The following is a 23,976-nucleotide window of genomic DNA, read 5'->3' on the forward strand; positions in this document are numbered from 1 at the left end:
CTGATTGTGGGTGCCGCCTATGCGACGGCGGTGAGGCGGGCGACGGCCAGCCGGGTCAGTGCGCGGTCGTGAGGTGAGGCGTCCAGTGCACGGTGCAATGTCATACCCTCGATCAGCGCGTCCAGTTGGCGGGCCGTGTCCGCGTCGAAGTGCTGCTCCAGCAGGTGGCGGCTGCGCAGCATCCACTCCTGTGTCAGCGACCGGTATTCCGCGTGCCGGGCAGCGAGCGTGTAGAGCTCCTGCGCGAGTACGAGATCGCGGCGCGGGCCCTCGGAGAGCGTGTGGATGAGGTCGGTGACCGCTTCCCGGGCCTGCTCGGTGCTGTCGGCACGGCTGAGGTACAGCGCGAAGACGTCCTGGATGTGACGGGCGAATCCGGTGAACGCTTCGCGCAGCAGCTCGTCGATGCCGGAGAAGTGGTACGTCATCGAGCCGAGCGGCACCTCGGCGCGGCTCGCGATCTTGCGGTGGGAGACGCCGGCCACGCCGTCGTCGGCGATCAGGTCCAGGGTGGCGGCGAGGATGCGCTCGCGCCGCTGCGGGTCGGTCTGTCCGGTTGCCACGAGGGTGCGCCTCAGATGCTGCGGACGGGCCGCGCGGGATTACCGACCGCGACGACGTTGGCGGGGACGTCCTTGGTGACCACCGCACCGGCACCGATGACGGAGTTGTCGCCGATCGTCACGCCGGGGCACACGATCGCTCCCCCGCCGAGCCAGACGTTGTCGCCGATGGTGATGGGCAGTGCGGCTTCGAGCTTGTCGCGCCGGGGCTTCGGCTCCACGGGGTGGGTGGGCGTGAGGAGTTGGACGTTCGGACCGATCTGGCAGTCCTCGCCGATGGTGATCCGCGCGACGTCCAGCGCGGTCAGGTTGTAGTTGACGAACGTACGGGCCCCGATGGTGATGTTGCTGCCGTAGTCGACGTGGAGCGGCGGCCGTACGTCGACGTCCTCACCCACGGAGGCGAGCAGCTCGGCCAGGAGCGGCCTGGCTCCCACGGTGTCCTCGACGTAGACGGCCTGGTAGCGCGCCGCGAGTCGCATGGCGCGTTGCTGCCGTCGGGCGATCTCCGGGTCGTCGGCGATGTAGTGGTCGCCCGCGAGCATCCGCTCCAGGTTGGTGCGTGGGTCGCCGGCGAAGTAGTCCGCCGAGCCGGTCGAGTCCGTGGAGTCCGTCGTCATGCGTACGATCGTACGCTCCCGGCGTACGGTCGTACGCTCGGAGCATCCAAGACGTACGCCGCCATGAACGTTCCGGCCGGTTCACCCCTCGGCGCGCACCTGCTCGACGTGGGTCACGAGCGACTTCACCTGGCTCCCCAGTCCCTTGAGCACGTCCGCCCTCTCGTGCACCAGGCGCTCCTGGTTCTTCACCTCCAGCGCGTGCCACTTCTCGACCAGCATCACGTCGCGCTTGCACCGCACATCGGCGGCGGAGGTGGCGATCTCCGCGCGCGAAGGCTCTCCTTGGCGCTGCCAGGCCGGGTCGGCGACCGCGTCCTCGGGCGTCTTGTACGTATAGCCCGCCTTGCTCATGCACGCGCTCCACTGCACGACGGCGTCCAGCACGATCCTGTGGTTGCGCGCCCTGTCCCACGCCTCGTACCGCATGGCGTCGAGGGTCGTGGACGTCATTCCCTGCGGGGGCAGTCCCAGAATCCCGTACGCCTTACCGCGGCAACCGCCCTTGGGCACCTTTTTTCCGGCGTAATTCCGAACGCGCTCGCCGGTATACACATCACGGGTCTTCTGGGAGAGCACTCTGGTTCTCTCCGTGTTCTGACGGCCGACCTTCAGCGCCTCCGCCAGGGTCACACCCTCGGGGAGGGGGACTCCGTACCCGAACTCTTTGGTATGACGTGCGTCGACGACTCCGTAGCGGCGAGAATTGTCGCCTTCTCTGGAATTCTGCTCGACGGGCTTCGGCCAGCTCAGATCGAAGTCTTTCATACATGCGCTGGACAGCGAATAGACGGCCGATGAGAAATCGCGGCGCTGGTCCTTGGTGAGTGCGTACGCATCGAGCGGGAGCTTGATCTCACCCCCCTCGTAATAGGCGTCCGCCCGACTGATTCTCAGCGTCTCCTTGGTATTCGCGTTCCGAGGAGACACTTCGCTGTTCGCGCACCCGGTGACCACGGAGCCGAGCAGGGCGAGCACGAGAAGCGACCGACCTTTGTTGAGCATCCCAATCCCCCCATACCTACCACCCGTACCTGCCGCCCGACCGCGGATCGCGGCTCGCGGCCCCTGGCGGGTGGGGACGGTCGGACGTCCCGCACCGCCGCCCACCAGGGGATTCACCTACACGGACATCAGTTGGGGCAGGCCGAGTTGTTGGCGAAGCAGTGCGAGCTCCACTTGTCGGCCCAGCCGCCTTCCCAGTTGACCTTCCAACCGGGGACATTCCCCATGGCGGTGCCGGTGTAGTTCGCCCCGGCGTAGAAAGTGACCTCGGTGTCGGGGTCACGGTTCCAGGTGGACGACACGGTGTCGTTGATGCCGACGTCCGAGCCGTAATACGTGCCGGTGTACGACGCCTTGCTGTAAAGCGTGTCATAAACTCTGCCGGTGTTGTTGTTGCTGTCGTACAGACAGACCTCGCCACCGTTGGAGCTTTCGCATACGCCGTTGTAGCTGCCCGCGGCCGCGCTTCCGGTGAAAGCGACAGTGGCGGTGAATGCGACTGCCGCAAGCGCGGAAGCGGCCTTCAGTTTCGACATGGATACTCCATTTCTCGCCGGGCTGATACGCGGAGGACGCTAACACCGCACCAGTCGGTGATCAAGCTTTTCTTTGTGACGACATAATCGAGACTCATGGCCGAATTCCGACCCACCGAAATGCCCGATTCATCCCCACGGGAAAATCAGTGGCGTTCCATGAGGTGAGCCGTTAACTTCCACGCATGAAGACAGAGGGTGCACGAACCGACCGCTTGAGCTTGCTCATCGACCAGTTCGACCAGGCCAGGGAGATGGCCCAGGTACGGCTGACCGGGCTCGGCGACGAGGAGCACCTGTGGGAGCCGGTGGCCGGCTGCTGGTCGATCCGCCGCCGGGGCGAGGCGGTGACGCCGAGGGCGTACGGGCCGGGCGAATGGGTGCTCGACAAGGGCGCCCCGGACATCCCGTCGAACGAGTACGCCGAGATCGCCCGGCAGGCGGCCGACGGCATGACGGTCGACAAGATCGCCGAGGACTGGAGCGTGAGCGTCGAGCGGGTCGAGCAGGTCCTCGCCCACACCGGCGCCCCGGCCCCCGACGACACGCCGGTCACCACCATCGCCTGGCGGCTGGCGCACCTGCACTCCTGCTTCGCGGGCCAATGGGAGTGGACCTTCGGCGAGCGGCGGCAGGAGCCGAAGCTGCTGGTCGACTTCACCCCCTCCGCCGCCCTGGCACTCGAACGGTTCTGGGCCCTGATCGACCGCTGGCGCGACAGCGTCGCCGCCCTCACCGAGGAGCAGCTCGACACGGTCGGCTTCTCGCAGTATCCCTACGGCTCCGACCCCGACGACCCGTACATCACCGTGCTGGCCGGGGCCAACCTGGAATTCATCCACCACATGGCCGAGATCGCGGTGCTCCGCGACCTCTGGCGGGCCCGCGACAGGGCCCGCTGACCTCGGTCTCTCGGTGCACGTGGCCTGGTCACCGGGAGGTGGCCGGGCCGTTGTTGCCGACTGCCGGCTCGTGCGCCACGGCGTTCGTCGCCGGGTGCGCCTTGGTGAGGGTGCAGACGCCGTCCACGCACCGGCGCTCCAGACGGCCCCTGGAGATGGTCTGCGCCAGGCCGACCATCCAGCAGGTGGGGCAGCCACGGAAGGCGATCAGGGACAACGGGGCCGCCAGCAGGGCGGCCGGGCCGGCGACGGGGACCAGGGCGATCGCGCCGATGATCAGCCCGAAGCCGATGGCGCCGCGCGCCAGGTGGCGCGAGACGGACGTGCTGGCGAAGTTCATCTCGGGCGCCCCGGACTGCGCGCCTGCTGCCCGGCCCTTCTCACCCCGCCCGGACTTCACAGCGCTCACGGACTTCGCAGTGTTCGCGGGGGTCACGGTGTTCGGAGTGGCCACGGTCCTCGCAGCGTTCACGGTATTCGCAGTGTTCGCGGTGTTCATGGTCGCGGGTCTCCTCCCTCTGGTTGGTCCATGGCCTGGCCGGCCGCCCGATCGGCCCCTGTCAGCGCGTCCCGCAGTGTGGCGCGTGCTCTGTGCAACCGCGATTTCATTGCGGCGTTGCTCAGACCGAGCGCATGGGCGACAGTCCTGCCGGGCAGGCCCTGTAGGTCCCGCATGATCAGGACCTGTCGCTGGTCAGGGGGAAGGGCACTCACCGCAGCCGCGATCCGCTCCGCCTCCAGCCTGTGCAGCACCGCGTCCTCGGCGGACTGTTCCGCGGACGCCTCCGGTTCGGCCGACGCCTCGACCCTCCGCGGGACGAGCAGCCGTACCTGCCGAAGACATTCGTTGCGCACGATCCGGAACATCCATGAGGCGAGCGCGCCCGTGGCCCGCAAGGTGCCGATCTTCCGGTAGAGGATGATCAACGCCTCCTGTGCCGCGTCCTCCGCGTCCTGCTGCGAGGCGCACAGCGACAGCGCGAACTTGCGCACATGGGGCTGCGATTCCACGACAACGGTGGTGAGCGATGTGACATCGCCGTCTTGAGCTGCCTTGATCAGTCGCTCGTCCGGCCAGGAAAAGCGTTGTTTCATGTGCTCCCCACATTCAGACATGAAGGCCCCCCGCCCCCGCACGCAGGCGCTGGTCAGCTTCGGCTCCTGTAGCGCCGCACCAGATGCCAGCTGCACGCGCCCACGAGCAGGACTCCGATCGCTACGAGGCCAGTGATCATCATGGGTGTTTCCTCCCGGTTCTGCCGGCCCGTTCGGCCGGTACGCAGATAGGAGACGGGGAGGTCCGGAAAGGATTCACCTCCGGCCGAGGTTTCCTCAGTACAGCAGGTCCAGTTCGGCGCGGACCGTCTTGCCGGGCGGACGGCGGTCGAGCACCTCCCAGCGGTCCGCCAGAGCTTCCACCAGGACCAGGCCCCGGCCGGTCTCGGCGTCGGGCGGAGGCGGGGTGATGTCACCGGGCGAAGGCGGGCGGGTCTCGGTGCGGGTGTCGGAGAGTTCGATACGGAGGGTGCTGAGGGCCGGGCCGCGCGGGGTGAGCGTCAGGGCCAGTTCGAAGTCACGGCCCGGTACGCGGCCGTGGGTGGCGGCGTTCGCGGCCAGTTCCGCGACGAGCAGCGCCGCCGTGTCGGACACGTCGCCGCCGTACGGGATGCCCCACCGGTCCAGCTCGAACCTGGCGAACCGCCGGGCGAGACGGGCACCCCGGGGAGTGGCGCTGAAGCGCTGGGTGAACTCACGCACAGTGAGCGGGCATGGGGTTGCAGAGGGAGCTTCCATGCGACGAGCGTGGCGGCCGCAGCCCTCATATCTCCAGATCGGGCGCTCGTACGCGGAGTATGCGTACGGATACGCCCACCGAGCCGTCGGGGTGACGGTCCGTGACCTCGGGGCCGCCCCGCATCTCGGGGCTCGGATCTCGGGCTTCGAGACCCGGACGCCATTCCTCACTCGTTCGAGGGTACGTACGGGAGTGGGCACCCCGAAGCTCAAGCCTCGGGATGCGAGCAGCGGGATGCGAGACACGAGGCCCGAGCTTCTTCCTAACCGGTGGGTGAGTAAAGCCGGTTGGGGAAACCCCACCCCACCTCCCCCGCCTGCCACCGCGAGCAAGTACGACTAATCGGGACCAGCTTGCGGCGCGCCCGCACGGCTGCTTAGAGCTCGTAACACGATCTTGCTGAAGAGCCCTGGTCGTTTCTGCCGCCCTGGCCCGAGCGATCGCCGGGCCACGGCCGGTACCGGACCGTATGTGCCTCCAGGGCATCCTGTACGTGCTGCACAACGACATCGCCTGGCAACTGCTGCCTATGGAGCTGGGGTTCGGTTCAGGTCAGACCTGCTGGCGGCGGCTGGACCGCTGGCGGAAGGCCGGGGTCTTCGGCCAGCTGCACCGGAACCTGCTCGCCGAACTGAACGCGGCCGGCGAGCTGGACTGGTCCAGGGCATGCGTGGACGGTTCCCACGTTCGCGCGAAAAAGGGGGCGCCGACACCGGTCCGTCGCCGGTCGACCGGAGGAAGACGGGCAGCAAACATCACCTGATCTGCGACGGACGCGGCACCCCGCTCAAGGTCATCACCACGGCGGCCAACGTCAACGACGTCACCCAGACCCTCGCCCTGGTCGAAGGCATCCCGCCCGTCGCCGCTGGGAACGTCGCACCGAACTCCACGATGCCTTCGCCTCCCTGGCCTGCGGCCTCATCTGCTGGCGGCGACTCAAGAAGCATCGATCATGATCGTGTTATGAGCTCCTAAGGGTGTGGCTGCTCCCCGCACCCGCGGGGATGGTCCCCGGCCCTCGATCAGAGCCCCTGGATCCTGTCACCAGCCACTGACACCCCGACTCCCCGACTCCCCGACGACCACCTTGACGCGAGGTTCGACGGGCGGGCTCTTGGGTGGCGGGAAGCCTTTTCCCGATACCGACCAACCATGCACCTCGAAACATTTCGGCTGTTATTCGAGAGAACAGGGGGTGGCGCGGCCCCGGAGGGCGGTCGCGCGTGTGGCCATTGCCCCTGGAAATGGCCTCGCCGCGATCTGAAGGGCGGTTCACCTGCGCAGATCAGTCATCCGATGGAGGCGCCAGGGCAGCGAATGTTTCGGTGCTGATGGCGATTCATGCGAGAAGTATTGACGCTGCTTGGCGAGTCCCTATCATTCAGGTTGCCCGGCAAGTCGAACCTTGTTCGATATAACGAACGTTGTGCCGTCTTGCTTGCGCGTGCATATGTCATGACCTCCTCAATCACCTTGTTCAATGATTGGAAGTCCCCATGCGCAGTGGAAACTTCAGCCGCAGACGCCTGTCTGCGGTCTTCGCCGCCGCGGTGGCGGCCCTGGTCGCGTTGGCGGCGATGCTCGTCGCCACCCCGGCTCAGGCGGCTGCCAGTGGCGCCTTGCGCGGTGTGGGTTCGGGACGGTGCCTCGATGTGCCGGACGCCTCCCAGACCAATGGCACGTACCTGCAGATCTACGACTGCTGGAGCGGGGCCAATCAGCAGTGGACGTCGACGGACAGCAACCAGCTGACGGTGTACGGCAGTAAGTGCCTGGATGTTCCGGGCCACGCCACCGCCTCCGGTACCCGTGTGCAGATCTGGACCTGTTCCGGCGGTGCGAACCAGCAGTGGCGGGTGAACGCCGACGGCACGGTCGTCGGCGTTCAGTCCGGGCTGTGTCTGAACGTCACGGGCTCCGGTACAGCCAACGGCACGGCGGTGGAGCTCCGGACGTGCAACGGCGGCAGCAGCCAGAAGTGGACGGGGCTGTCCGCCGGCGGCACGTGCTCTCTGCCCTCGACGTACCGGTGGACGTCGACGGGTGCCCTGGCGCAGCCGGCGAACGGGTGGGTCTCGCTGAAGGACTTCACCAGCGTGATGCACAACGGCAAGCGCCTGGTCTACGCGTCCAACTCAACCGGATCGTCGTACGGTTCGATGATGTTCAGCCCCTTCACGAACTGGTCGGACATGGCGTCGGCCGGCCAGACCGGGATGAGCCAGGCCGCGGTGGCGCCCACGCTCTTCTACTTCGCGCCCAAGAACATCTGGGTGCTGGCGTACCAGTGGGGTGCGTCGGCCTTCGTCTACCGCACGTCGAACGACCCGGCCAACGCCAACGGCTGGTCCGCGCCGCAGCCGCTGTTCACCGGCAGCATCTCCGGCTCCAACACCGGCCCGATCGACCAGACCCTGATCGCCGATGGCCAGAACATGTACCTGTTCTTCGCCGGTGACAACGGCAAGATCTACCGGGCGAGCATGCCGATCGGGAACTTCCCGGGCAGCTTCGGCTCGTCGTACACGACGATCATGAGCGACACGACGAGCAACCTGTTCGAGGGGGTCCAGGTCTACAAGGTTCAGGGCCAGAACCAGTACCTGATGATCGTCGAGGCGATGGGTGCGCAGGGACGCTACTTCCGCTCATTCACGGCCTCCAGCCTGAGCGGCACGTGGACCCCGCAGGCCGGCAGCGAGAGCAACCCCTTCGCGGGCAAGGCCAACAGCGGTGCCACCTGGACCAACGACATCAGCCACGGTGACCTGGTCCGCGACAACCCCGACCAGACCATGACCATCGACCCCTGCAACCTGAAGTTCCTCTACCAGGGCAAGTCCCCGACCGCCGGCGGCGACTACGACGAACTGCCGTACCGGCCGGGCGTCCTCACCCTGCAGCGCTGACCCGTCTGATCCAGGGTGATATTCACCCATGCGCCCTCTCGCGGAACCCCAGCCGTGCGTCGGCCGGGGTTCCGCCCGCTCAGGCGTCGGCGAGGACCTTGGCGGGCGACCAGGTCCGCTGGGTCTTCCGCACCTTCTGGTCCCGCACGGCCCGCGACAACGAGTGGTGGGCCGCCTTCATCGCCGCCGAGGACAGCAAGAGCGCGGTGAGCAGTGCCGCGCGTGACGTCCATGCCCTCGTGGACGAGCTCCGCCTGCTCACGCGGCCTTCATGACCCCCACACGCACCAGGTCAGCGACTCGTACGCTCGGTCAGCGTACGGGTACAGAAAGTGGACAGTACCTCTCACGGAACGTGACGATTGATCAGTTGGATTGGAGCGGTTGGGGACAGGCGCGAAAGGTGACCGGCCATGGCGGACATCGGGGGCAGTACGAGTGGAATTACGAGCGGCGGGGAGCCGGAATCCTCGGACAGCCTCAAAGCGTTCGGAGAGGTCGTCAAGGCGTTCCGGAAACGGGCCGGCCTGACACAGGAGGAATTCGCACCGCTGGTCTGCTACTCGGTGCCGACGGTCGCCTCCATCGAGCAGGGCCGACGCTTCCCTCCCGGGGACTTCGTGGACCGCGCGGAAGTGGTGCTGGACGCGTTCGGCGCGATCCGGGGGGCCGCACGGCATCTGTCCCGGCGGCCGGGGCTGGCGAGCTGGTTCCGCCAGTGGGCGAAGCTGGAGGCAGAGGCGGTGAGTCTGTACACGTACGAATGCCGGTTGGTGCCGGGGCTGTTGCAGACGGAGGCGTACGCGAGGCGGTTGTTCGAGAACCGGCTTCCTCCCTTGGGTGACGATGAGGTCGAGGACCGATTGTCGGCCCGGTTGGGACGTAAGCGTCTGCTGCGGGAGCGGCCGAACACCTCGTACAGCTTCATCGTTGAAGAGCATCTGTTCCGGCGCCAGATGGGCGGACCAGGAGTAACCAGAGAACTCATTGACCAAGTGCTCGACATCGCGCAACTGCGCAATGTGGAGGTCCAGGTGATGCCTCTGGTACGTACGGGGCACGCAGGGATGGACGGGCCCATGCGGCTGTGCGAGACCCCCGGCAACCGCTGGCTCGGCTACAGCGAAGGGCAGGAAAGCGGGCAGCTCATCTCCGACCCCAAACTCGTCAGCATGCTCAAGATGAGGTATGCCAGGATGCGGTCACAGGCTCTCTCCCTGGAGGACTCCCTGAGCCTGTTGCGGCAGATGCGAGGAGCGGTATGAGCACCACAGAACTGATCTGGTTCAAGAGCAGCTTCAGCGGCAGCTCCGGAGACGACTGCGTAGAAGTGGCCCTCTCCTGGCACAAGTCCAGCTACAGCAGCGGGTCCGGCGACTCCTGCGTAGAAGTCGCCACCTGCCCCGACACCATCCACGTCCGCGACTCCAAGGTGACCGAAGGCCCGCAGCTCGCGCTCCGGCCCGGTTCCTGGGCGAGTTTCGTCTCGTACGCCGCTGGGGTCTGAGCCCGCACATCAGTGCGCCCCCTCTTGATAGCGTCGCCCCCACGGCTGCGGGACTTCTCCCCGCCCCCAGCCGTGGGGTGGATACGGGGACGCTCGCGGCAGGGACGAAGAGGGCCGACGCATGAGCCTTGCACAGGTGCACTACACCTCCGCCGCGCCGGGGAGCGAGGCTTCGGGGGGACGGTTCACGGCGGTCGGTCCCGGGATCTCGGCGGCGCTGCTCGCCGAGATCGAGCCGTTGATCGGGTACGAGTTTCCGGCCGACGTTCCGTTCCTTCCGTCGGATGCCGAACTGTGGTCCCTGCCGCAGGCGTTCAGCTTCAGCACGTTGTCCGACGGCAGTCGGCTGCTCTGCCGCACGGTGCCGGTGCGCGGGGCGGGCTCCGCTCCCCTGCGGTTTCACGCCCACGCGGTGCATCTGCCCGTGGACGCGCGGCTGACGGGTGGCCGGCTGCCGGTCGACGCGTGGAGGTCGCCGCACTGGGTCTCGGTGACACCCGGCGGTGCGATACCCGACCCCCTCAGCAGCCTGCCGCCGGGGCACGGGGCGGTGCGTGAAGGGCTCGGCGACTTCGCCGTCTCCCGGAGTCCGTGGCTCGCGTCCGTCTTCGCCGATCTGCGCCGGGTGAGCGAGGAGAGTCCGCCGGTCTCACCGGTCGTGCTCGTCGAGCGGCAGAGTGCGGACGTGGCACGGTGGGTCGCGCTGGCCGGGGCCGCGTTGCCCCGGGAGAGCGCCGAGCGGCTGACGTTCACGACGTACACCCGGAAGCCGGGGCACTCACCGCACCGGGTCGTGGGCGTACTGCCGGATGACGTACGGGAGTTGGGCAACGGCCTCCGTGTGCATACGTGCACCGGGGCTCGTCCCCAGGGAGCTTCGGAGGATGCGTGGGCGGAGACCGCCGCGCGGATCTGGCGGAGTCGGGCGCCCGAGCTGTTCCGGGAGGCGGGTGAGCTTCCCGGGGAGCCTTTCGCCGCCGGGCCGCTGGCTGTGACGGCACTGTGTGCGGGGATCGCGCTCGGCTCCAACGAGAGGGCTGCTGCCGCTGATTGGGCCGCCGAGCGGCCGTACGCGCTGGACGCCAAGCAGACACGGCAGTTGATCGAGGCGCTGACGTCGCCGGGTGTCGACGACCGTACCGGTCCTGAATTCGATGCGGTGGGGCGGCTGTTCGGGGCTCTGGACGGGCGCTCGCCGGTCTCGACGACCGCGCCGCTCGCGGCGATGCTGGTGACGGAAGCGGTGCGTGGGGGGAACGGTTCGCTGGAACTGCCCGGTCGTTCCGCGTTCGCGGGGCCGGACGGCGAGGCGATCGGGAGCGTACTCGGCCCGGAGATCCTGGCGGAGCTGAGCGCGCCCGCGACCGGTGGCACGGTGGCGCGGACGGTGCAGTTGCTGCGGGTGGCGCGGCTGCTGGACGTGGACTGTGCGGAGTTCCTGCCGTCGGTCGTACGGCGGTTGGCGCCCGCGCTGGTCGCCGAGGAGGAGCCGGAGTTCGGGCCGGCGCTGCTGGAGTTGCTGGACGAGCAGTTCGATGTGCGGACGGCGTTGCTCGGCGCGCTGGACCGGCTCGCGCCGGACGATCCGGGGGCGGTGGAACGGCTGCTGGGGCGGGTGACGTTGCCGTTCACGGGGACGCAGTCGCTGCCGCACCTGCGGATGTGCGCGGAGGCCGCCGGGGCGCGGGCGACGCTGGGCGGTGACCGGGCGGCGGTGTGGCACCGGGTGCTGCGGGCGGCGGGGCTCTCGCCGTTCGCGGAGCCGATGGTCCTGCGGACGGCCGCGGGGCTGGTGTGGGGGGACCGTGCGCCGACGGCCGGGGAGGCGCGGCTGCTGCTTGAGGCGGCCACGTCGGACGCGCACCGGGTGGCCGGGACGTGGGCGCGGCTCGTCGATGCGGCGCTCGCCGCTGCCGCCGACGACGAGGAGGCGGCCGGGCTCACGCACGATCTGCTGCGCGGCTTCCCGCAGGAGATCGAGGGGCGGGTACGGGGCGCGCTGCAGCTGCTCGACTTCGCCCGCGAGGTGAGTTCCGGGGCCGCCGACGCGGGCTGGGTGGAGCGGGCCCGGACTCTGTGCGCGCAGGCCGAACCGGTCGAGCCGGCCGTCCGGGAGCGGGCGTTCGGTGCCCTGGCCGTACGACTGCTGGCGCACGACCGTCCGGAGGCCGAGCTGTACGCGTTCGTGCACAGCGAGGATGCCGATCTGGTGGCGGCGTACGACCGGGTGGCCCGTACGGAGGGGGTCGCCCAGCGGCTGCGTACCGACGCCGTCTACGCGGCCGACTGCTTCGGGGTCTGGACCGCGTACCCGCATGCGGGCCCGGTGTGGAACACCACGGCCGAAGCCCTGCTCAAGGACGTACTGCGGCCCGCCGTACGCACACTCGCGCCCGGCCGGCTCAAGGAGGTCGAGCAGGCCGTGGAGAGCGCGGGCAGCAGCGGCCGTGCGGACGCGTTCCGGGCGTGGAACCGGCCGAGCACGCTCGGACGGCTCGGCCGGCGGATTTCGGGGCGCGTGCGGCGGGGCTGAACCGTCGCTTCTTGATCACGTGTGTCCGACGGGTACAACCTTTGGCCAGATCCGGCTGTCTGTACGTGTGCAGATCAACTGCATTCGAACGTGCGACGGCTACCGGGTGAACGTGTCCGGACCTGTCCGCGCACTCTCCCGCTAAGGAGCCCGCGTGGCATCCCGTGCACTCGGCACCTGTGTGGTCCTCGCCCTCACCATGGCGTCCACACTCGTCGCTCTGCCCACCGCCCAGGCCACGGCGCCGTCCGGCCCGGTACAGGCGACGACCGCCCTGCCGGGGACGAAGACCGACTTCAACGGCGACGGCTACGCCGACCTGGCCTTCACCGCGCCCGGGGCCACGGTCGGCGGCCTCGCGGGCGCCGGTTACGTCGGCGTCGTCTACGGGTCCGGCACCGGCCTGCAGACCGCCACCAAGCAGGTCCTCACCCAGAACTCGGCTGGCATACCCGACACGGCCGAGGCCTCGGACGCGTTCGGCACCACCATCGTCTCGGCCGACCTCGACAAGGACGGCTATGCCGACCTGGTGGTCGGTGCGTGGGCCGAGTCCGTCGGCACCGTCTCCGGGGCAGGCTCCCTGACCGTCGTCTGGGGCGGTGCGGGCGGGCTTTCGGGCGGCGCCACGCTCCTGACGGGCGAGACCAATGACTACGTGGGCAGCCAGCTGGTCGTCGGCGACTTCAACGGGGACGGCAGCCAGGACATCGGCACGACGCGCGCCTCCGTCCTCCAGGTCCTGAAGGGTCCGTTCACCCGCCAGGGCTCGGCAGCCGGCACCACTGCCGTGTCCGCGGACTACCACCACGGGTGGTTCGACATGGCGGCGGGCGACCTCAACGGCGACGGCTTCGACGAGATCGTCGGTGTCGCCGGTGGCGAGGACTCCCGGGTCGCCAGCATCGCCACCGGCGGCCCCACGGGTCCTGGGCCGTTCGTCGATATGAGGCACAGCGACGTACGGCGGTTCGAAGGCGGCGAGACCGTCGCCATCGGCAACGTCAACGGCGACGCGTACGCCGACATCGTCGTGGGCCGCGACGACGGCCTGGACGGCGACGAGGACTTCCCGTTCTCCTTCGGCGGCATGATCACGTACGTACCCGGCGGCGCCACGGGCCCCCAGGTCGGCAAGGCGAAGATGATGAACCAGGACTCGACGGGCGTGCCCGGTGTCGCCGAGTACCTCGACGGGTTCGGTTCGTCCCTCTCCATCGCCGACACCAACGGTGACGGCTTCGGCGAGGTCGCCGTCGGCGTACCGAACGAAACTCTCGAAACCACCAAGCGGGCCGGCGGCATCGTGATCCTGCCCGGAACGGCGGCCGGGCCGACCGGCACGGGTTCCACCGGCTTCAACCAGACCACCGCGGGCATCACCGGCACCGCCGAGGCGGACGACCTGTTCGGCGAGTCCGCCGCCTTCATCGACGGCAACAAGGACCGCCGCGCCGAGCTCGCCGTCAGCGCGCCCGGGGAGAACGCCGGAGAAGGCTCCATGTGGGTCATCCCCTCCATGAAGACCGGGACCGGCTCCTTCACCTTCGGCCACGGCACGCTCGGCACCGTGGCGGTGAAGGCCGCCCTGGGAGCATCGATCAACCGCTGAGGCGTGCGGCGCCGGGGGGTTCTGATCAGGACTTCCCCGGCGCTCCCGGCGCTACAGCCCTTGGCCGGATTCGGCTGTCTCCGTGGGTGCAGATCAACCGCGCTCGTACGCGCGGAGAGCGCCGGGTGAACGTGCCCGGGATGTTCCGCGCACTCTCGCGCTAAGGAGCCCTCGTGGCATCCCGTGCACTCGGCACACCTCTCGTCCTCGCCATCACCGTGGCCTGCGCCGTCATCAGCCTGCCTGCCGCGCAGGCCGCCGTGCCGTCCGGCCCGGTCCAGGCGACGACCGCCTCCGCCGGGCTCCGGAGCGACTTCAACGGGGACGGGGACGGAGATCCGGCGTTCACGCTCGGCACGGTCGCCGTGAAGGCGGCCCTGGGGTCGTCCTTCAACCGCTGATACGCGCGGTGCCGCCCCCGGCTTCCTGCCGGGGGCGGCGTCCGAAGGTCTACCGGGCTCAGTACGCGAACGTGGACTTGCCCGTCGTCGCCGCCGCGACGTGGGCGACTCCGCTCCCCGCCGGAAGTACCGTCACCGGCTTACGTGTTGCCGTGATGGTGCCGTCGCCGAGCTGGGCGTTGGCGTTGGCGCCGAACGAGATCACGGAGCCGTCGTCCAGGGCGGCGACCGTGTAGTCGAAGCCGCTGACGACTTCCGTGGCCCCCTGGAGCATGGCGACCGGGACCGGGGTGGTGCGCGTGGTGGTCGTGTCGTCGCCGAGCTGGCCCACGTCGTTCTTGCCCCAGGCGCTGACGCTGTTGTCGTCCAGAATCGCGAAGTTGGTGTAGGCGTTGGCGGAGATCTTGGCGACGCCGTCGAGGTGGTGCACGTCCACGGGGATGTTGCTGTCGGCCACGGAGTCGTTGCCCAGCTCGCCTTCCGTGTTCTTGCCCCACGACTTGACCGTGCCGTCGGCGGTGAGGGCCAGGACGTGGGCGCAGCCGACCGAGATGGCCACGATGTCGGCGAGGTCCTTGACCTTCTGCGGCGTGTTTCGAGCCGCGTTGTCCCCGTTGCCGAGGCGGCCGTTGGCGCCCTCGCCCCAGGCCCAGACCGTGCCGTCCTGACGCAGGGCCACACTGAAGTCGCAGCCCGCGCCGACGTCCTTGACCTTGCTGAGGCTCTGCACGTCGACCGGGGTCTTCTGCACCCCGGTCGGGTCGGCCGCGGTCAGGCCGTTGCCGAGCTGGCCCTTGGTGTTGCTGCCCCAGGAAAGGACGCGTCCGCCGCGCACGGCGAGTACGTGGTTGCTGCCGGCCGACACGTCACTGACACCGGCGAGCCCGGCGACGGCGGCCGGGAAGGACTGCCCGACGAGGGTGCCGTTGCCGAGCTGGCCGGTGAGGTTGGCGCCCCAGGACTTGATGGTGCCGTCCTTGAGGAGGGCGACGGCGAAGGAGTTCTTGTCGGCGTCGCCGCCGCCCGACATCTCCCGTACGTCGTCGCGGGCGATGCCCTGCACGTCGGCAGGGGTCTGCTGGTTGACGATGCTGCTGTTGCCGAGCTGGCCGAGGTTGTTGATGCCCCAGGCGCGCACCCACGGGTCGCTGGGCGCGGCGTGCGCGGGGAGACATGGGGCGGCGAGGGCCGCGAGGGTGAGGGTGGCGGTGAGCGTGGTGCGCAGGGTGGTCATGGCGCCCTTTCAGTAGGCGTAGCTGGACTTCACGTTGGTGGCCGCGTCGACGTGGGTGATGCCGCTTCCGGCGGGCAGCACCTTCACGGGGGCGAGGCGGGGTGTGGTGGTGCCGTCACCGAGCTGCCCGGCGTCGTTGCCGCCCCAGGCGATGACCGACTGGTCGGTGCGGACCGCGAGGCTGTGGTCGGCGCCCGGGTCCATGTCCTGGATGTCGCGCAGGGTGTCGATCGGGACGGGGGTGGTGCGGTCGGTCGTGGTGCCGTCGCCGAGCTGGCCGGAGGTGTTGGCACCCCAGGCCCGGACCTCGCCGTCGTCCAGGACGGCGAAGTTGTGGCGACCGCCCGCGTAGATCCTCGACACGCCGTCGAGATGGGCCACCTCGACGGGGACCGGACTGTCGTCCTGGGAATCCGTGCCGAGGCGGCCGCTCCCGCCGTGGCCCCACGCTCTGACGGTGCCGTCGGCGTCGAGCGCGAGCGTGTGCTGAAGGCCGACGGAGATCGCCACGACGTCGGTGAGCCCGTCGACCCGGCGTGGTGTGTCGAGGTTGGTGGTGTCGCCGTGGCCGAGCCGGCCGTTGTGCCCGGCGCCCCAGGTCCACACCGTGCCGTCCTCACGGAGGGCGACGCTGAAGGCGGAGCCCGCGCCGACGTCCGTCACCCGGTCGAGGCCCTGGACGGCGACGGGCCGGTTCTCCGTGCCGTCCTGGAGCGGGACGGTCCGCCCGTTGCCCAACTGCCCGTACTGGTTGGCGCCCCAGGCCACTACGCGGCCGCCGCTCAGGGCGAGCACGTGTTCCTGGCCCGCGGCTACCGCGGTGACGCCCGTCAGTCCGGCGACGGTGGCGGACATGTTCTGGCCTGTCTGAGTGCCGTTGCCGAGCTGGCCGGTGGGATTGGCGCCCCAGGCCTTCACGGTGCCGTCGTCGAGAGCGGCCACCGCGAATCCGCTGACGTCGGAGTAGCCGCCCGCCGCCACCTGCCGTACGTCCGCGCGGCGCAGTTCCGGGACCGAACCCGGCGTGGGCTGGGTGACCGTCGACCTGTTGCCGAGCTGGCCCGCCGCGTTGGTTCCCCAGGACCGGACCCACGGGTCGGCCCCCGCGGACTGCGCCGGGACGGCTGCCGCGAGGGAGACGGCCACGGTCAACGCGGCGCCCACGGCGGTACGGAGGCCGTACGACTCAGTACGCATACGTCGTGTTGCCTCCCAGCGAGGCGGCCACGTCCTTGATCGCCGAGCCCTCGTTGAGGATCTTCACGGACTCGTAGCGCGGGACCGTGGTGCCGTTGCCGAGCTGGCCCTCGCCGTTGTGGCCCCAGGAGAAGACGTCGTCGGAGGTGACGGCGACGCCGTGGCGCGCGCCGGCCGCCAGGTGCTGTGCGCCGTCAAGGCGGGGGATCTCGACGGGGGCGGTGCGGTTGGTGCGCGAGACGTTGGAGTCGAACGCCTCGTCGGACTCCAGGAGCTGGCCGTACTGGTTGTTGCCCCAGCCCCAGACCTTGCTGTCGCTGGTGATCACGTAGTTGTGGTGGGCGCCCGCCTCGATGTCGGAGACGTCCTCCAGCCAGTCGACGTCGACGGGGGTGACGGCGGACTTGGTGGAGGAGTTGCCGAGCTGGCCGTAGAGGTTGTAGCCCCAGGACTTGACGGTGGAGTCGGCGGTCAGGGCGAGGGCGTGGTGGCAGCCCGCGTCGATCTCGGTGATGTTTTCCAGTCCCTGGACCTGGCGGGGTACGGCGCTGACGGCGCGGCTTCCGTTGCCGAGCTGGCCGTAGACCCCGCGGCCCCACGCGTACACCTTGCCGTTCTCCAGCAGAGCCAGGCTGAAGTCGCAGCCCGCCGAGATCTGCTTGACCTTGGGCATGCCCTGGACGCGGTCCGGGACGGTACGGCTGTCGCCGGTGCGGTTGTTGCCGAGCTGGCCGTAGGCGTTGTCGCCCCAGGAGTAGACCTGGCCGCTGGTGTCCAGGGCGAGGGCGTGGCTGCCGCCGGCGGCGATGTCCTTGATGTTAGTCAGACGCGGGACCGTGGTGGGGACGGTCTGGTTGATGGAGCCGCCGTTGCCGAGCTGGCCCATGGAGTTGTTGCCCCAGGACTTGACAGTCTTGTCGGTGCGGGCGAGCGCGAAGGAGTCGGAGGAGGACGTGCCGCCCGCCGAGAGCTGGTCGACGTCGCCACGGAAGAGGCTCGTCACGGAGGCCGGGGTCAGGCTGTCGGTGCTGGTGCCGTTGCCGAGCTGGCCGGTGCGGCCCGCTCCCCAGGCGAGGACGGTGGGGTTGCCCTCGTTGGCGCTGGCGAGTGGGGCCAGGGCGGGCAGTGCGGCCAGTGCGGTGGCGGTGGCCGCCAGCACGGACAGGGCGCGCAGGCGCGGAGTACGACGCGTGGAACGGGACATGGGCGTCCTTCGGTGTGGGGTACGTGGGACGAGGCGGGGCGGGTCCTGGGCATGGGGACGGCCGTGAGCATGGGATGCCTACGGCGCTGCCCGGCGGACCGGGTCACGGCCGCCGCGCTCATCTCAAGACTGTCCAGACAAGATCGTTTGTGCGCGCCGAACCGGAGCCACCACCCGAGCGACGGGCCGCTGTACGGGGTACGCAGGGGTACCGGCGGCTTGCGGCAGGGGTGCCACGGGCCAGTCGGGAGTAAGGGCGCGGGCCTCTGGAGCCTTGTCGTGAAAGGGACTTGGGCGCCACTACGCCGATGCGGTGAGCTTCCCTCCCGGGCCATGACTTCCGTGTGTCCCCGGCCGCGCGGGACGCGGCTTATGTACTTTTTCACTGCGCTTGACGATCTTGGCGTAGCCGTCCCCCGGCTCCGCCCCGCGCCCCCTTTCCCCCTGCCGACCCGATGGCCCGCCCCCACGGGCCGCGCGTCCCCCGACGGGCCCCCACAGGCCCACCCGTCCCCCACCTCCCCTCGCCTGGAGTCCCCCATGCGTATCCGTCCGCTGCCCGCCCGCCCCGTTCTGCTGGTCGCCGCCGCGTGTGCCGCCGCCCTGTTCCCCCTCGCGGGCTCCGCCGCCGCGTACGGCGCGAGTCACCCCGTACAGGCTTCAACTGCCGCCCCCGCCGAGGAATGCAAGCCGGAAGACCAGGCGTGCAAGGACCGCGAGGCCAACGACAAGGAGGCCAAGGAGATCGAGAAGGAGCAGGAGAAGAACAAGGAGGCGGCGACCCAGGCCGGCAAGGACATCGACGCCGCCAAGGAGAAGCTGGAGGAGTGCCCGCCGGGCTCCAGCGCCTGCATGGAGAAGCTGGCGGGCAAGGGCGCACGCGAGGAGGGCGGGATCTCGGACATGACCGGGACCATCGGTTCGTTCAAGCCCGACCCCTCGGACAACGCGGCGTCGACCGTCAAGTCCACCTGCGACGGCTTCCCCGGTTCCCTGCCGCCCGGTTCCGCCGAGGACGGCGCGTCGCCCTTCCCGGTCTCGCAGCTCTGCTCCCTGCTCGGTTCCTGAGCCGTCCCCGCTCGCCTCTCCCCCGCTCCACGCTCCCTGCGTCCTGCTCCCCCAGCTATCCCACAGCCGGAAGGAACTCCGTCATGCCCAAGCGCGCCCTGCACCGCTCCACGCTGCTCCTCCCCCTGATCGCCCTCGGCCTGGTCGCCCCGCTCGCCCCCGCGATGGCCGAGGAGGGCGCGGACAGCGTGCCCACCGCCCGCGCGTTCACCGCCGACAACCGGGCGGCGAGGATCAGTGAGGTGCTGGAGTACTGCGAGAAGAACAAGTCCAGGCGGAACGCCTGCACCTTCACGATCGACCCGGCCAAGGACCGGGAGTTCGCCACCGCCGTCAAGTCCCTGGGCAACGCGGTCGTCAACTGCACGGTGGACCCGATCGACGTGACCCGTACCGTGACGCTGCGCTCCAGCAGCACCGACAACATCGGCGGTGAGATCTCCGGCAGCATCACCGCCAGCGGCACCGTCTCCGCCACCGGAGAGGTCTCCACCTCCCTCGGCAACGACACCCACAGCACCAACAAGACGCCGAACCTCAAGGACGGTCCCACGTCCGAGAACGGCAACAAGACCAGCGTCACCGGCGGGGCGAAGGCATCGGGCACCATGTCCGCCACCCTCGCGTTCCAGGCGGCCTTCAAGGCCACGTACAGCAAGTCCTGGACGGTCGAGAACACCGAGGCCACCGCCTACAAGTCCGTCGTCAAGCCGTACGACATGCTGGTGTTCGGGGCCAGTGCGGCGATGCGCCGGGTGGTCGGGAGCCTGGTCACGGACCAGGGCGCGAAGATCAGCGACATCGCCGTGGACAGTCCGTCGATGGTCAACAGCAGCACGTTCGTGGCGCAGACCTACCCGGTCCCGGACAGCCTCTGCGGTCGCAAGCGGCCCACGGGGAACCAGGCGCCCGACGTCGACACCGACCGTGCCGCGCAGACCGGTCTGCGCGAGGTCCCGGCCCAGGGACTCGTACCACGCGGTGTCCTGCCCACCCGCCAGGACGCCCTTCTGCCCGCCCAGCGCTGATCCTTGTCCCCAGGAGCTCTCATGTCCCTGCCTCTTCGCACCCTGGCCGTGCTCGGCATCGCCGGGTTCGCCCTGCCCGCCGCGCTCGGCGCCGCCCCCGCCGGTGCCGCGGCACCGGCCCAGTCCGTTCCCGTCCTCAACTCCGACTTCGCCGAACCCGTCATGAAGGGGGAGGGCCCCACCACCGTCGGCATCGACTTCTGGACCGGCTCCAACCAGCGTTATTCGCCGTCCGCTTCGGGCCGGGGCGACAACGCCCACGGTGTCGCGCTCCAGAAGGACAACAACTCCCTCCAGCAGAGGCTGCGCGGTGTGCGCACGGGAGCCAAGGTCACGGTCAGCTACGAGGACAGCCCGGCCGTGTCCAAGGAGTGCACGCCCGAACAGGTCGCCGACGGCCAGCCGTACACCGTGGAGGGCTCCGGCGGGACGGTCCGTGCCGTCACCACCGCCGGGGAGGCCGGGCGCACCAAGGGCAAGGCGGGGAGCGGCCGTTGGACCGCCCGGAGCTACGAGTTCACCGCCACCGAGAACGAGCCCGTGCTCGCCTTCACGTCGAAGGTCACCGACTCCCGTACACATGTGACGTGTTCACCGATGATCGCCAAGGTGCGCGTGGTGGAGGTGCCGACCGATCCGGACAAGCGGGTGTCCCGGATGAACCTGGAGCGCTCGGAGGCGTACAAGGGCAACGAGCGCGAGAAGACCCTGCACAACGCCGCGGCCTCCTGCAACGGCGAGAACGCGTGCGTCTTCCGGCCCGACAGCCGGATGTCGTTCCGCTACTACGGCCGGGCGCGGGTGATCGGCGAGGCGTTCATCAACTGCACCCGCAACCCGCTGGAGCACACCCGGGTCCTCAGCTACGCCGAGCGCACCCACGACAGCATCGCGCAGACCTACGTCGACGCGGGGCTCGCGCTCAACGAGGTGGCCAGGCTGCCCAGCACCGGGGACCGCGAGGAGGACACGAAGCGCCTCAGGGAACGCCCGATGGCGACCCAGTTCGCCCTGGCGTACGAGAAGGGCTGGCAGCGGCCCTGGCAGTGGTTCTCCAGTGACCGGCGCGAGATCGTGGAGAAGATCCAGCCGGGTGAGGTGAGCTGGGTGGAGCTCCAGCCGAGCCGGGAACGGGTCGAGGGCTGGTTCCACAGCAACAAGGAGGACTACCGGCTGCACGCGGTCATCGACGGCCCGTCGCGCGCGGTCCCGGACCGTGTCCTCCAGCGCACCGGGCCGATGTCCGAGTCGGAGAAGCAGCGGTGCGCCGCCGCGCGGCCGATGACCACCACGCCGGTGGACGCCGACGCCCCCGCCGACTCCGCCGACAAGGGGCTGCTGGAGATCCCCGCGCCGACCGCCCCGGGCGTGCGCGCGGTCCACGGCACCTCGGCGAAGGGCTGACAGGCCCCCTCACACCATGGCGCCGGTGCCCGCGGACGGGCACCGGCGCACGGGCGTGCCCCTTCGGGCAGGTACCGTGGGGAGAAGCTATCTCGTGGGCCTCCTGGCGGGCTGCGTGAAACCCAGGAGGAACACATGACGACCAACCGCGGACGCAAGGACGTGATCCGGGACCGGATGGCCGCCACCGGCGAGTCGTACAACGTGGCCGCCCGGAATCTGAAGGCCATGAAGGACATGGGCCAGACCCGGGAAGCCCTGCTCATCCAGCACTGGCGCCCCGCGGACTCCCTCGACGTCCCCTGCCCCTGCGGCGGGACGTGCGAGCCGGGCGAGAAGTGCGACCGCTGTCACGCCACGCATCTGCATGTGAAGCGGTACCCGGGCAGTGTCACGGACGTGGAGACCTGGGCCGACCGCTACGAGTGCACGGGCTGCCCGTCCTCGTACACCCTCACCGTGCACCTGGCCGGCCGCCCCTGGGGCGTCGCCGAGACGGTCATCCAGGGCGGTTCGGCCGAGCCGGTCGTCCGGGCCCGCGTCTTTCCCGGGGTCGTGCATCCGCTGCTGCGCCCCGAGGCGCCCGAAGAGGACTGACTTCGGGGCCCCGGCCGCCGGGCGGGCTCAGCTCTCGTCGGGCGCCAGCGTCAGCGAGATCGAGTTGATGCAGTACCGCTGGTCGGTGGGCGTCGGATAGCCCTCGCCCTCGAAGACGTGCCCCAGGTGCGAGCCGCAGCGGGCGCAGCGCACCTCGGTGCGGACCATGCCGTGGGAGCTGTCCTGGATCAGTTCGACCGCGTCCGTGTCCTTCGGGTCGTAGAACGACGGCCAGCCGCAGTGCGAGTCGAACTTGGTGTCGGAGCGGAACAGCTCGGCGCCGCACGCCCGGCAGGAGTAGACGCCCTCGGTCTTGGTGTCCGTGTACTCGCCCCGGAAGGCGGGTTCGGTGCCGGCCTGGCGCAGCACGGCGTACTCGGCGGGGGACAGCTCCGCCCGCCATTGCTCGTCCGGCTTCTCGATGTCGTACGCCACAGTGGCTCCCTCAGCTCGACAGGTGGTCCAGGATCTGCGGGCCGAGGTCCGTGACGTCGCCCGCTCCCATGGTGAGAACGAGATCACCGGGCTTCGCCATTCCCGCGATGACCTGGGGGATCGTCGCCTTGTCGTGGACCGCGACGACATCGGCCCCGGCCGCCTTCGCCGCGTCGACGATCAGGGTGCTGGTGATGCCCGGGATCGGGTCCTCGCGGGCCGGGTAGATGTCGAGGACCACGGAGGCGTCGGCCAGCGCGAGGGCCTGGCCCATCTCGGTGCCGAGCTCCTGGGTGCGGGAGAACAGGTGGGGCTGGAAGACGACGAGCAGGCGGGCGTCGGACGCGGCGCCGCGCATGGCTTCGAGGTCGGCGGTCATCTCGGTGGGGTGGTGCGCGTACGAGTCGATGACCTGGACGCCCGCCGCCTCGCCCTTGAGCTGGAGGCGCCGCTTGACCCCGGTGTACTTGCCGAGGGCCGAGGCGAGGTTGTGGGCGGGGATGCCGACGGCGACACCGGCGGCGAGGGCGGCCACCGCGTTGTGGGCGTAGTGGCTGCCGGGCACGGAGACGGTGAAGGTGAGGTACTTCCCGTTCAGGACGACCGTCACCTCGCTGGTCAGGCCGCGCGGGGTGACCTTGTGGACGCGTACGTCGGCGGTCGGCGCGGAGCCGTAGGTGACGACGTTCAGGGAGGAGATGTCGCGGACCCGCTGGACCAGCTCGACGGCGCCCGGCTGGTCGGCGGAGACCACCAGGGTGCCGCCGGGGACGACCTTGCCGACGAACGTCTCGAAGGAGTCGTAGATCTCGTCCATCGAGGCGTAGTTCGCGTGGTGGTCCAGCTCGACGTTGAGGACGATCGCGACCTCGGGGTCGTACTTCTGGAAGCTGCGGTCGCTTTCGTCGGCCTCGGCAACGAAGACCCCGCCCTCACCGTGCCTGGCGTTGGTACCGGGACCCTCCAGGTCGCCGCCGATGGCGTACGAGGGGTCGAGGCCCAGCTCGGTCAGGGCGACGGCGAGCATCGACGTGGTGGTGGTCTTGCCGTGCGTACCGGCGACGGCGATCGCGCGCAGGCCCGCCATGAGGGCGGCGAGCGCGTCGGAGCGGTGCACGACCGGGACCGACAGTTCGGCGGCGCGGACCAGCTCCGGGTTGTCGGAGCGGATGGCGCTGGAGACGACCACACACGTGGCGTCGTCGGCCAGATGGCCGGCGGCGTGCCCGATGTGGACGGTCACCCCCAGCGCCCGCAGCGCCTCGGCGGTGGCGGACTCCTTGGAATCGCTGCCCGCCACCTTCGCGCCCCGCTGGGCGAGGATCTTCGCGATGCCCGACATTCCGGCGCCGCCGATGCCGATGAAGTGCGGCCGTTCAAGGGCGGCAGGAATTCCGGGTGCCATGCGCGTGTCTCCCAGGGT

The 23,976-nt window shown here is 69.7% G+C and carries 23 protein-coding genes and 2 pseudogenes; 13 read left to right on the forward strand and 12 right to left on the reverse strand.

What is annotated here, in order from left to right:
- Positions 1–17: 17 nt before the first annotated feature.
- From AC07FA_RS18720 to AC07FA_RS18735, 4 genes are all read right to left on the reverse strand, one after another.
- Positions 18–563 (reverse strand): TetR/AcrR family transcriptional regulator, encoded by a 546-nt coding sequence (locus tag AC07FA_RS18720; RefSeq protein WP_479076736.1) that lies wholly within the window; start codon positions 561–563, stop codon positions 18–20.
- Positions 564–574: 11 nt separating this feature from the next.
- Positions 575–1,183, reverse strand: coding sequence for a sugar O-acetyltransferase (locus AC07FA_RS18725; RefSeq protein WP_479076738.1), 609 nt, complete (start codon positions 1,181–1,183; stop codon positions 575–577).
- A gap of 81 nt (positions 1,184–1,264) precedes the next feature.
- Positions 1,265–2,161: a hypothetical protein gene (locus AC07FA_RS18730; protein WP_479076740.1), complete on the reverse strand. Its 897-nt coding sequence runs from the start codon at positions 2,159–2,161 to the stop codon at positions 1,265–1,267.
- Positions 2,162–2,316: 155 nt separating this feature from the next.
- Positions 2,317–2,724: a peptidase inhibitor family I36 protein gene (locus tag AC07FA_RS18735; protein WP_479076741.1), complete on the reverse strand. Its 408-nt coding sequence runs from the start codon at positions 2,722–2,724 to the stop codon at positions 2,317–2,319.
- Positions 2,725–2,909: 185 nt separating this feature from the next.
- Between AC07FA_RS18735 and AC07FA_RS18740 the strand changes: the two genes are divergently transcribed.
- A complete protein-coding gene (locus AC07FA_RS18740) occupies positions 2,910–3,626 on the forward strand; it encodes a DinB family protein (RefSeq protein WP_479076742.1) in 717 nt (238 codons plus the stop codon).
- Between the two features lie 28 nt (positions 3,627–3,654).
- Here AC07FA_RS18740 and AC07FA_RS18745 read toward each other — a convergent pair whose 3' ends face one another.
- From AC07FA_RS18745 to AC07FA_RS18755, 3 genes are all read right to left on the reverse strand, one after another.
- Positions 3,655–3,966 carry a hypothetical protein gene (locus AC07FA_RS18745; protein ID WP_479077230.1) on the reverse strand — a complete coding sequence of 104 codons (312 nt, stop codon included), beginning with the start codon at positions 3,964–3,966 and terminating at the stop codon, positions 3,655–3,657.
- A 155-nt stretch (positions 3,967–4,121) separates the two neighbouring features.
- Positions 4,122–4,721, reverse strand: a complete 600-nt coding sequence (locus AC07FA_RS18750) for an RNA polymerase sigma factor (RefSeq protein ID WP_479077232.1) — start codon at positions 4,719–4,721, stop codon at positions 4,122–4,124.
- A gap of 237 nt (positions 4,722–4,958) precedes the next feature.
- On the reverse strand, positions 4,959–5,420 hold the full coding sequence (locus AC07FA_RS18755; RefSeq protein WP_479076744.1) for an ATP-binding protein: 462 nt from the start codon (positions 5,418–5,420) through the stop codon (positions 4,959–4,961).
- Between the two features lie 446 nt (positions 5,421–5,866).
- On the opposite strand from AC07FA_RS18755, the pseudogene AC07FA_RS18760 reads away from it, so the two are divergent.
- From AC07FA_RS18760 to AC07FA_RS18795, 8 genes and pseudogenes are all read left to right on the forward strand, one after another.
- A pseudogene (locus AC07FA_RS18760) lies at positions 5,867–6,285 on the forward strand (IS5 family transposase); the annotation flags it as partial.
- A 635-nt stretch (positions 6,286–6,920) separates the two neighbouring features.
- Positions 6,921–8,333, forward strand: a complete 1,413-nt coding sequence (locus AC07FA_RS18765) for a non-reducing end alpha-L-arabinofuranosidase family hydrolase (protein WP_479076746.1) — start codon at positions 6,921–6,923, stop codon at positions 8,331–8,333.
- Positions 8,334–8,437: 104 nt separating this feature from the next.
- Positions 8,438–8,542 (forward strand): annotated as a pseudogene (locus AC07FA_RS18770) (MarR family transcriptional regulator); the annotation flags it as partial.
- Positions 8,543–8,746: 204 nt separating this feature from the next.
- Positions 8,747–9,598 carry a helix-turn-helix domain-containing protein gene (locus AC07FA_RS18775; protein ID WP_479076748.1) on the forward strand — a complete coding sequence of 284 codons (852 nt, stop codon included), beginning with the start codon at positions 8,747–8,749 and terminating at the stop codon, positions 9,596–9,598.
- Entirely contained in the window at positions 9,595–9,840 is a 246-nt protein-coding gene (locus AC07FA_RS18780; protein ID WP_479076750.1) for a DUF397 domain-containing protein, read from the forward strand. The genes AC07FA_RS18775 and AC07FA_RS18780 overlap by 4 nt, the downstream gene beginning before the upstream one ends.
- Before the next feature lie 121 nt (positions 9,841–9,961).
- A complete protein-coding gene (locus AC07FA_RS18785; protein WP_479076752.1) occupies positions 9,962–12,373 on the forward strand; it encodes a GTPase-associated protein 1-related protein in 2,412 nt (803 codons plus the stop codon).
- 154 nt (positions 12,374–12,527) lie between these two features.
- Positions 12,528–13,985, forward strand: coding sequence for an FG-GAP repeat domain-containing protein (locus tag AC07FA_RS18790; protein ID WP_479076754.1), 1,458 nt, complete (start codon positions 12,528–12,530; stop codon positions 13,983–13,985).
- A gap of 173 nt (positions 13,986–14,158) precedes the next feature.
- On the forward strand, positions 14,159–14,386 hold the full coding sequence (locus AC07FA_RS18795; RefSeq protein ID WP_479076756.1) for a hypothetical protein: 228 nt from the start codon (positions 14,159–14,161) through the stop codon (positions 14,384–14,386).
- Between the two features lie 58 nt (positions 14,387–14,444).
- Here AC07FA_RS18795 and AC07FA_RS18800 read toward each other — a convergent pair whose 3' ends face one another.
- From AC07FA_RS18800 to AC07FA_RS18810, 3 genes are read right to left on the reverse strand one after another with little or no spacing between them, the layout of a single operon-like run.
- Positions 14,445–15,620, reverse strand: coding sequence for an RCC1 domain-containing protein (locus AC07FA_RS18800; RefSeq protein ID WP_479076758.1), 1,176 nt, complete (start codon positions 15,618–15,620; stop codon positions 14,445–14,447).
- Positions 15,621–15,629: 9 nt separating this feature from the next.
- Positions 15,630–16,817 carry an RCC1 domain-containing protein gene (locus tag AC07FA_RS18805; protein WP_479076759.1) on the reverse strand — a complete coding sequence of 396 codons (1,188 nt, stop codon included), beginning with the start codon at positions 16,815–16,817 and terminating at the stop codon, positions 15,630–15,632.
- Positions 16,807–18,021: an RCC1-like domain-containing protein gene (locus AC07FA_RS18810; protein ID WP_479076760.1), complete on the reverse strand. Its 1,215-nt coding sequence runs from the start codon at positions 18,019–18,021 to the stop codon at positions 16,807–16,809. The genes AC07FA_RS18805 and AC07FA_RS18810 overlap by 11 nt, the downstream gene beginning before the upstream one ends.
- Before the next feature lie 540 nt (positions 18,022–18,561).
- Between AC07FA_RS18810 and AC07FA_RS18815 the strand changes: the two genes are divergently transcribed.
- The 4 genes from AC07FA_RS18815 (at position 18,562) to AC07FA_RS18830 (ending at position 22,118) form a co-directional block, all read left to right on the forward strand.
- Positions 18,562–19,089: a hypothetical protein gene (locus AC07FA_RS18815; RefSeq protein WP_479076761.1), complete on the forward strand. Its 528-nt coding sequence runs from the start codon at positions 18,562–18,564 to the stop codon at positions 19,087–19,089.
- Between the two features lie 83 nt (positions 19,090–19,172).
- Entirely contained in the window at positions 19,173–20,117 is a 945-nt protein-coding gene (locus AC07FA_RS18820; RefSeq protein WP_479076763.1) for a hypothetical protein, read from the forward strand.
- A gap of 21 nt (positions 20,118–20,138) precedes the next feature.
- Positions 20,139–21,521, forward strand: coding sequence for a hypothetical protein (locus AC07FA_RS18825; protein WP_479076765.1), 1,383 nt, complete (start codon positions 20,139–20,141; stop codon positions 21,519–21,521).
- A 135-nt stretch (positions 21,522–21,656) separates the two neighbouring features.
- Positions 21,657–22,118, forward strand: a complete 462-nt coding sequence (locus tag AC07FA_RS18830) for a hypothetical protein (protein ID WP_479076767.1) — start codon at positions 21,657–21,659, stop codon at positions 22,116–22,118.
- Positions 22,119–22,145: 27 nt separating this feature from the next.
- On the opposite strand, the gene msrB is transcribed toward AC07FA_RS18830, so the two are convergent.
- Positions 22,146–22,553: a peptide-methionine (R)-S-oxide reductase MsrB gene (msrB, locus tag AC07FA_RS18835; protein WP_479076768.1), complete on the reverse strand. Its 408-nt coding sequence runs from the start codon at positions 22,551–22,553 to the stop codon at positions 22,146–22,148.
- A gap of 10 nt (positions 22,554–22,563) precedes the next feature.
- On the reverse strand, positions 22,564–23,958 hold the full coding sequence (murC, locus tag AC07FA_RS18840; protein ID WP_479076769.1) for a UDP-N-acetylmuramate--L-alanine ligase: 1,395 nt from the start codon (positions 23,956–23,958) through the stop codon (positions 22,564–22,566).
- Between the last annotated feature and the right edge of the window lie 18 nt (positions 23,959–23,976).

It is taken from the genome of Streptomyces sp. NPDC045968 (assembly GCF_056430475.1).